Source organism: Nostoc sp. DedQUE09 (assembly GCF_034530915.1).
In the GTDB taxonomy this organism is placed as follows: Bacteria; Cyanobacteriota; Cyanobacteriia; order Cyanobacteriales; family Nostocaceae; genus Nostoc.
On sequence record NZ_JAVRCE010000080.1, the window covers coordinates 26,916 to 33,689 of the forward strand.

A 6,774-nucleotide genomic window follows, 5' to 3' on the forward strand; every position below is an offset into this window, starting at 1 on the left:
TTATTAAGAGGAATCAATCGTCATGACTGTGATAGTTGCTAAGTGGACGATTGACGAATATCACCGCATGATTGACGCTGGCATTTTGAGCGATCGCCTTTTATAGGTAATTAGTGCAAATACGCATCAGCAAACCAAGTTTAGAAATTGGTCAATTTACTACGTTGCTCAAATACAGAGGTCAAGATAACTCTATAAAACAAATAGAAGCCGTTGCTATTGACCTGGATATTGCAAAGCATTCTCTTGTAAAAATTGCTTAATTTATCACGTAAAAACAGAAAATTTCTGTTATTTTTCCTTTTTCAACAGTAAAATTTAAACCTCCAGGGCTGGGTTTTTCAACTATATAATTTAAATTAGTAACTTTACCATTTTGGGAAATTTCAGTTTTTCCATAGGTTCTAATCACTTTTGATTGTTTGTCATCTACTTTTACTCCATCTATGGTGGAATATTTAGAACGAGTTGCTTTGATTTGATAAACGGTAAAATTACCTGGTTTAGCACCTTCATCTAAATCAACTGTGATTCCTGCATATTTCAGAGTACGAACTTTACCAATAGCAGCTATAAAGCCATTTTCTACTTTTACAGGTTTACCTAAAATTTTTCTGACTTGTGCTTCGGACATAGAAAGTTTTACGCCACCTATTCCTAGACGTTCAATAGTTATTCCTGTTGATTGATTGTTAGGATTCTGAGAAATTTGATAATTAGTGGTGGTAGCAGTTACTTGACTATGGGTGTAGCTAGTCAAGGGAATAACAAAAGTAGCGATGCCTATGGCGGACTGTGCCAACAACAACGAAATTTCTCTTAACATAATTGCATACTCGACTATTTTATAGTTACCAAGCTGTTACCTCAGCTTGTGTATCAGTATTATCACATGCTTTCTGGCATATCTTTATCTTCAATCAATCGACTTATTCTGAATTACACCTAAAGTGCCTTTAAAATAGAAAAATATTAAGAATTATTAGGAGGAATCAATCGTCATGAGTGTGATAGTTGTTAAGTGGACGATTGACGAATATCACCGCATGATTGACGCTGGCATTTTGAGCGATCGCAAAGTTGAACTACTCAAAGGATAAATTGTCAAACTGACATTGACCGAAGGAATAATTCAACCGCTTGCATTCCCAGATGTTTCTGTTGCAGTGGAACAAATTATTAACAGCTAAGATAATTTACAGCTTTTTTTATCTTTTTGAACCACAAGAAGGTAAAGACACGAAACACGAAATTGGACTGATTGTGCCCCGCTACGTCAACGCATCTTTACAAAGATTCTGGATAACGCATATTTAATTTCACCAGATGTCTAATAATCATTCTTAAGATATTTGATGCAGAGACACGATTTTACTCGCATCTCTACAATGTCTTTTCATGAGTTTTATTCTGCGTTCACAAATTCCAAATATCCATTGCTAAGTTCTTTAACTGCCAAATCATAAAATTGCTTACCATGTTCTGGCGTTGCTAAAGCCGGATTTGATCCCATACGTCCATCTGGATAACGCACTCGAAAGTCAGCAGCGCTATAAATTCGATGTCCGCTTGCTACTTCTGGTGAAAGGTATGCTTGCTTAATCGCATTTGGATAAACGTACTGGGTGAGTGCTACTTCACTTGGCGTTGCATGAGAACCTTCTTGATCCCCATATAGTTCTTTCGCTAGCTTATATACAGAACCGCACATAAACCAGTTTGCCACTTGACATTGCACCTGTTGAGCATTGGGAATCTGCAAATCTTCTAAATGAGCGTAGGTTTCGGAAAAAGCAGCTTTGAGGGTGGCGATATTACCGCCGTGTCCGTTAATAAAGTAGAACTTGCTAAAACCAGCTTTGGCTAAACAAGTTACATAATCTCGCACTACTTGAATTAAAGTGCTGGGACGCAGACTGATTGAGCCAGCAAAAGCAGTATGGTGTAATGCCATGCCCACATTGATTGTAGGGCCGACGATCGCTTGAGTTGCATCACCTACACCAGATGCGATCGCTTCTGCACAAATAGCATCAGTACCAATTAACCCCGTTGGCCCATGCTGTTCTGTGGAACCAATAGGGAAAATAATACCTTTTGACTGCTGTAAATAAGCTTCGACTTCTTGCCAAGTACTTAAATGCAGTAACATTTAATGATTTTCCTCAATAAAATTGCCGTGGGATGAAACCTTTTGCTGCGAAACAGCATCTTCTGTAACTAAACTCCCACTAACATGATTATGAACTCTCTAAATTTTCTCTGCTGGCGATCGCACAATATCCCCGACTTCTGGTTGAGAAATCGGGCATCTTTGTCCACTGCCAAATTTGGAGATAATTAGACTAACTATTTCTATGAATATTGTTTAGCGGTTGCAGTCGCAACGAGTTTCAACAGAGATGGGATATAAACAATTTACCCATTCTGCCAGTTTATCCTACGATACTCGCCGTGAACCTTTCCATAATATAATAAATCAATTTTGATTTATGAAATGTTGCTTGTCTGGATAATCAATAAAATAAAGGGGATCAATTTTGATTTTTCACTAATCAAAGTAATAATACTTCTTTACATACCTTGTAATTCCCCATGTGCAGGACATACCAGCGGGAAAAATCACTAAATCGCCCTTACCCATTTGCACTGGCTGTCCGCTATCAGGAGTAACAACTACTTCACTTCCAAAAAGTAGCGAGTTTCTTGAAAATCATAAGTCAAAGGGAATTTTGAAACTTCCTTTTTCCAAATATCCCATTTAAATACACCCAATTCATTGAGATGTTCAAGTCTTAAGTTGATGCTCAATTTTAATTTCCATATTGTGTTTTCTCTAGTTATATTCAGCAGTAAGATTGAATATCTTCTCCACACTGATCTACTAGATAACACAAAGCGCGAAAACGCAAGTAAACAAGTTCGTTATAAAGCGGATTCAGCTTGCACATTGGCGGAATATGAGCTATTTTACGACCAAAAAGCATGACATCACGCTCGAATGGACACTGAGCAGGAATTAGTTTAGCAATAAATTTGGCTAATTTACGATTTTGAATCTCAATTTTATCGAGCCATTGACGTAATGGTTGCAGTATATCTAATTTTGGTTGAGCGAATTGCTTTTTACTACCTGTTTGATTCTTTTCTTCTAAAGGTTTAATAAAAGCAGGCAAAAAAATACGCTGATTCTGTGTTTTAAGCATAGTTGTAGGCAAGGTTTTCCTTGTGTAGATGAACTATTTACCAATTCAAAATGTTAGCATGTAATATTTTTGGTCAATTTGCACTGCGCTTGTAGATTCAGAGGCAAAGAAAGCATAATACAAACAATTTACATGCATCCTTGGGAAGAGAAATGGTTTAACTAATTGTTATTTAAACCCACCAAATCATGAAGAACTGTCCCGTTAAATACAAAATAACAAAGAAAATATAAAAATGGCATTTCTTTAACTTATAGATTTCTAATCTTACAGATAGCAATCTTATATACTATATATAAATGCCTGGTTCTGAAAATGCCTAGTATCTAGAGATGTAGTTTATGGTAGACAAATACAGTTCTGTTCTGACCCTACATACATTTCGCTCGGATTAGCCCCTAATATCTTTCGATTTTAGAGTATTGAATATCCATAAATTTGTCTGATATGCTACACAAGTTAACCTAAATATTATCTAATAAGTAGTAATAAATCGATTGATAAGCCAAAACTAATATAAGGACTTACACAAGAGAAAGGGGCACTTGTACTGAGTAATTCTACAGTTTTTATAATCAGCTTTGTCCAACTACTCACTATGAGATTTTGACGTTAGCACGGCTTCTTGTAGAAAAGTATTGCTTATTCTCCCCAGTCCTCATTCCCAATTATGAAAAACTTACTTATTTAAAATATCTTAACCCAGTAATAACCTGATATTTACTGATATATTCTACATTCTGTTGCTCTATTTTTGACAGCAATTTAGGTGGAAATGTCTTTGGCGAATATGTAGGACGATACCAAGGTTGGTTATTAAAGTAATTTTGCAATTCAGTATTATCAAAACGGCGCCCATGAATGGCAAAAATCGAATTTCGCATAATATCTAGCTCAAAACCGCTTTTACCATCCAAATCTGCATCGCTTACAAGTCTTTGAGAAAGCCAGAAATAATTGTTGAGAGTCGTGGTATCAACTGATGGTAGTGATGTAGTCAAGGAAGGTGATTGAGTTGAAACTGATGGGGTAGTTGGTGTAAATGTAGGAGTTTCTATCACTGGGCTTGTAACATTTGACGGTGTTTCTGAAGGTAATACCGTTTTGTCTGCGGTAGGTTGAGAAGATTTTGGTAAAACTTGGCTAATAATCACAGATGCACCAATTAACCCACCTGCAATCAAACTACCCATGAGAATATTATTCTGACTATTACTACTTTGAGGGCTAGGCTGTGGTTTGACAGGTGCTGTTTGAGGTTGCGGTGCAGAGACTATAGTTGGTTGAGTCAAGAGGGGTTGCGTCGGTGAAATTGGATTTGCTATGCTTTGCAAAGAATCCAGCATTGCTCTAGCTGTGGGGTAGCGATCGCGTGGATGATAAGCGATCGCCCGATCGATTACTCTTGTCATAATTGGGCTAATATGACTCGCATATTGCCGCCAGACAATTTCACCCGTTTGAGAATCGGTTTCTAGTTGTTGCGCTTGTTTACCAGTCAGCAAATAAATTACCGTCATTCCTAAACTGTATAAATCACTAGAATAAACAGGTCTACCTGCGGCTTGTTCGCTCGGCATATAGCCAGGTGTACCAATCACTATCGAACTAGTAGGATTGCCTTGAGAATTTACCACTGTTCCCATTGACTCGCGTATAGCGCCAAAATCAATTAGCACAGGTTTACCATCGCGATGACGCATAATAATGTTATCCGGTTTAATATCCCGGTGAACAATATGCTTAGAGTGAACATAATCCAGGACGGGTAATAAATTCATGAATAATTCCTGGACAGCGCTTTCACTAAATAGTCCCTGCGTTTGAACTTTTCCAGCTAGGGTATCGCCTTCAATCCACTCCTGAACTAAGTAAAATTGTCCGCCTGAAGAGAAATAGGCATACAATGCTGGAATTTGGTCATTTGCGCCACCGAGTTCTTCTAAAATTGCTGCTTCGCGTTGAAACCTTTCTTGCACTAACTGGTAAATTTGGGGATTGTTGTGAATCGGTCTTAGCTGTTTAACCACACAACGGCGCTTTGAGGGCATATAGGTATCTTCTGCTAGATAGGTTTCACCAAACCCACCAGCGCCCAGTGTGCGGATAACTTGATAGCGATCGTTCAGCAGCTGTATTGTCATCGGAGATTACAAGCGATATTCATAAGATAGTTTTCCCCAAAACTACCTTCATTTCAAATCTAGTAATCCTTCTTCTTTCAATTTAGGATTGAAGCGAATCTGCATTTGCAAACCTCGCACTTCTAACAATTGCGTTGAAATTTCTGCTTCTACTCTCCGTGCCACGTTTTTAAGAACTTTTATTTGTGCTAATTCATCATTAGCTGGATTTTCATATTTCGCCTGTTCTTCAGGTGTCATTACAACTTTGACATCAATGGGATGAGTCCATTTTTCCTTTTGATCCCCATTACCCCAAGGTACACTGCCATTTTCAGCAATCCAAGCATTTTCAGTATTTTCTAAAATTGTGCGACTAGGACGTTCAATAGTTTGAACTTTCACCCAATAGCATTGCTGTGGCTGACGAACTAAATGCTGTTTAAGGCTGAGGTAAACATCACGAGAGTATCCTACAAATTGCAGCACTTTTTTTTGGTCAAAGATCGCATATACTCCGATTTTACCCTGAAATTGTTCGGGTAATTGCCCGCGATCGTCAATATAAGGAATATATTCCAGAGTTGCCAAAGAAGAAAGATTTGTTTCAGAAGCCATACATCAAATATCAGACTTACTATTTACCTTCAGAATTAAAATTGCGAATTAGAAAAAATATCTTTAAAATTATTCATTACTCAAATTTTGGTAAATTGCACAAAGGCGACTGGGTTTAAAAATCTTAGCACTGAACATGAAATTTGGTGGCACATTAATAATGACATACTGATCAGATTTATGATATTTTTCAAATTCTGCTGGCATTCCTTTAGTAGTAGTTAAGCTATAAGGAACTGGCTGGAAAAGTAATTCTGTAAATTTAAGTTGCTCACACCCCAACTGTTGACAAATTTGGTTCAAGAAAGCAGCGCTTGTCAATAAATTGAATAGAGTTTCTTGAGCTTGTGCTTCAAGAGTGAAACTTCCATCAAAGTTTTGAACGATTTTAAGAGGCATTTTCTGTATTAATAACTAGTTATTAAGGACTAAGCGATGATAAAAAATAAGCAACATGTTACACAGAGTCATCCAAATGTGATGTGCAACGAAGCCTACCTTATTGTGCAGATAAACTTGGTTAAAAATAACCACTTTAAGATCAGCCTATTAGATTATGGGACTTCTGTCAGCTACACGATAAAGCTAGCATCGTTAAGAATCATGAAGTTTAGCAGATTTTTAGTAATAGTTAATTTCTCCCTAATGCTCTACTGATACACTAAACTTAATTCTCTAAAAAATAATTAAGTTTGACTGTCAACAAGAGTCATTTGGACAAACAAAAAGCCCCAGTCCTTCTAAGGATGGGGCTTGATGTATGAATAATGAAACCTGGCATCGAGCTATTTTTGCGTAGGGCAACCCCTAAACTATCGTTGCCGCAG

At 37.3% G+C, this 6,774-nt stretch carries 6 protein-coding genes and 2 pseudogenes; 1 reads left to right on the forward strand and 7 read right to left on the reverse strand.

Annotation, left to right across the window (positions count from 1 at the left end):
- Positions 1-259: 259 nt before the first annotated feature.
- Complete coding sequence (locus RMY27_RS31510) at positions 260-826, reverse strand: hypothetical protein (protein WP_322668758.1); 567 nt, start codon at positions 824-826, stop codon at positions 260-262.
- 175 nt (positions 827-1,001) lie between these two features.
- On the opposite strand from RMY27_RS31510, the pseudogene RMY27_RS35660 reads away from it, so the two are divergent.
- Positions 1,002-1,097 (forward strand): annotated as a pseudogene (locus RMY27_RS35660) (Uma2 family endonuclease); the annotation flags it as partial.
- Positions 1,098-1,405: 308 nt separating this feature from the next.
- Here the strand turns inward: RMY27_RS35660 and RMY27_RS31515 are convergent.
- From RMY27_RS31515 to RMY27_RS31540, 6 genes and pseudogenes are all read right to left on the reverse strand, one after another.
- Positions 1,406-2,152, reverse strand: coding sequence for a creatininase family protein (locus tag RMY27_RS31515; RefSeq protein ID WP_322668759.1), 747 nt, complete (start codon positions 2,150-2,152; stop codon positions 1,406-1,408).
- A gap of 399 nt (positions 2,153-2,551) precedes the next feature.
- Positions 2,552-2,824: pseudogene (locus tag RMY27_RS31520) on the reverse strand (cupin domain-containing protein).
- A gap of 22 nt (positions 2,825-2,846) precedes the next feature.
- Complete coding sequence (locus tag RMY27_RS31525) at positions 2,847-3,206, reverse strand: Mo-dependent nitrogenase C-terminal domain-containing protein (protein ID WP_322668760.1); 360 nt, start codon at positions 3,204-3,206, stop codon at positions 2,847-2,849.
- A gap of 683 nt (positions 3,207-3,889) precedes the next feature.
- Positions 3,890-5,350 carry a protein kinase domain-containing protein gene (locus RMY27_RS31530; RefSeq protein WP_322668761.1) on the reverse strand — a complete coding sequence of 487 codons (1,461 nt, stop codon included), beginning with the start codon at positions 5,348-5,350 and terminating at the stop codon, positions 3,890-3,892.
- A 48-nt stretch (positions 5,351-5,398) separates the two neighbouring features.
- A complete protein-coding gene (locus tag RMY27_RS31535; RefSeq protein WP_322668762.1) occupies positions 5,399-5,947 on the reverse strand; it encodes a GIY-YIG nuclease family protein in 549 nt (182 codons plus the stop codon).
- A 69-nt stretch (positions 5,948-6,016) separates the two neighbouring features.
- The gene (locus RMY27_RS31540) at positions 6,017-6,346 is read right to left on the reverse strand and encodes a hypothetical protein (protein ID WP_322668763.1); all 330 of its coding nucleotides are present in this window, start codon (positions 6,344-6,346) and stop codon (positions 6,017-6,019) included.
- Positions 6,347-6,774: the final 428 nt, after the last annotated feature.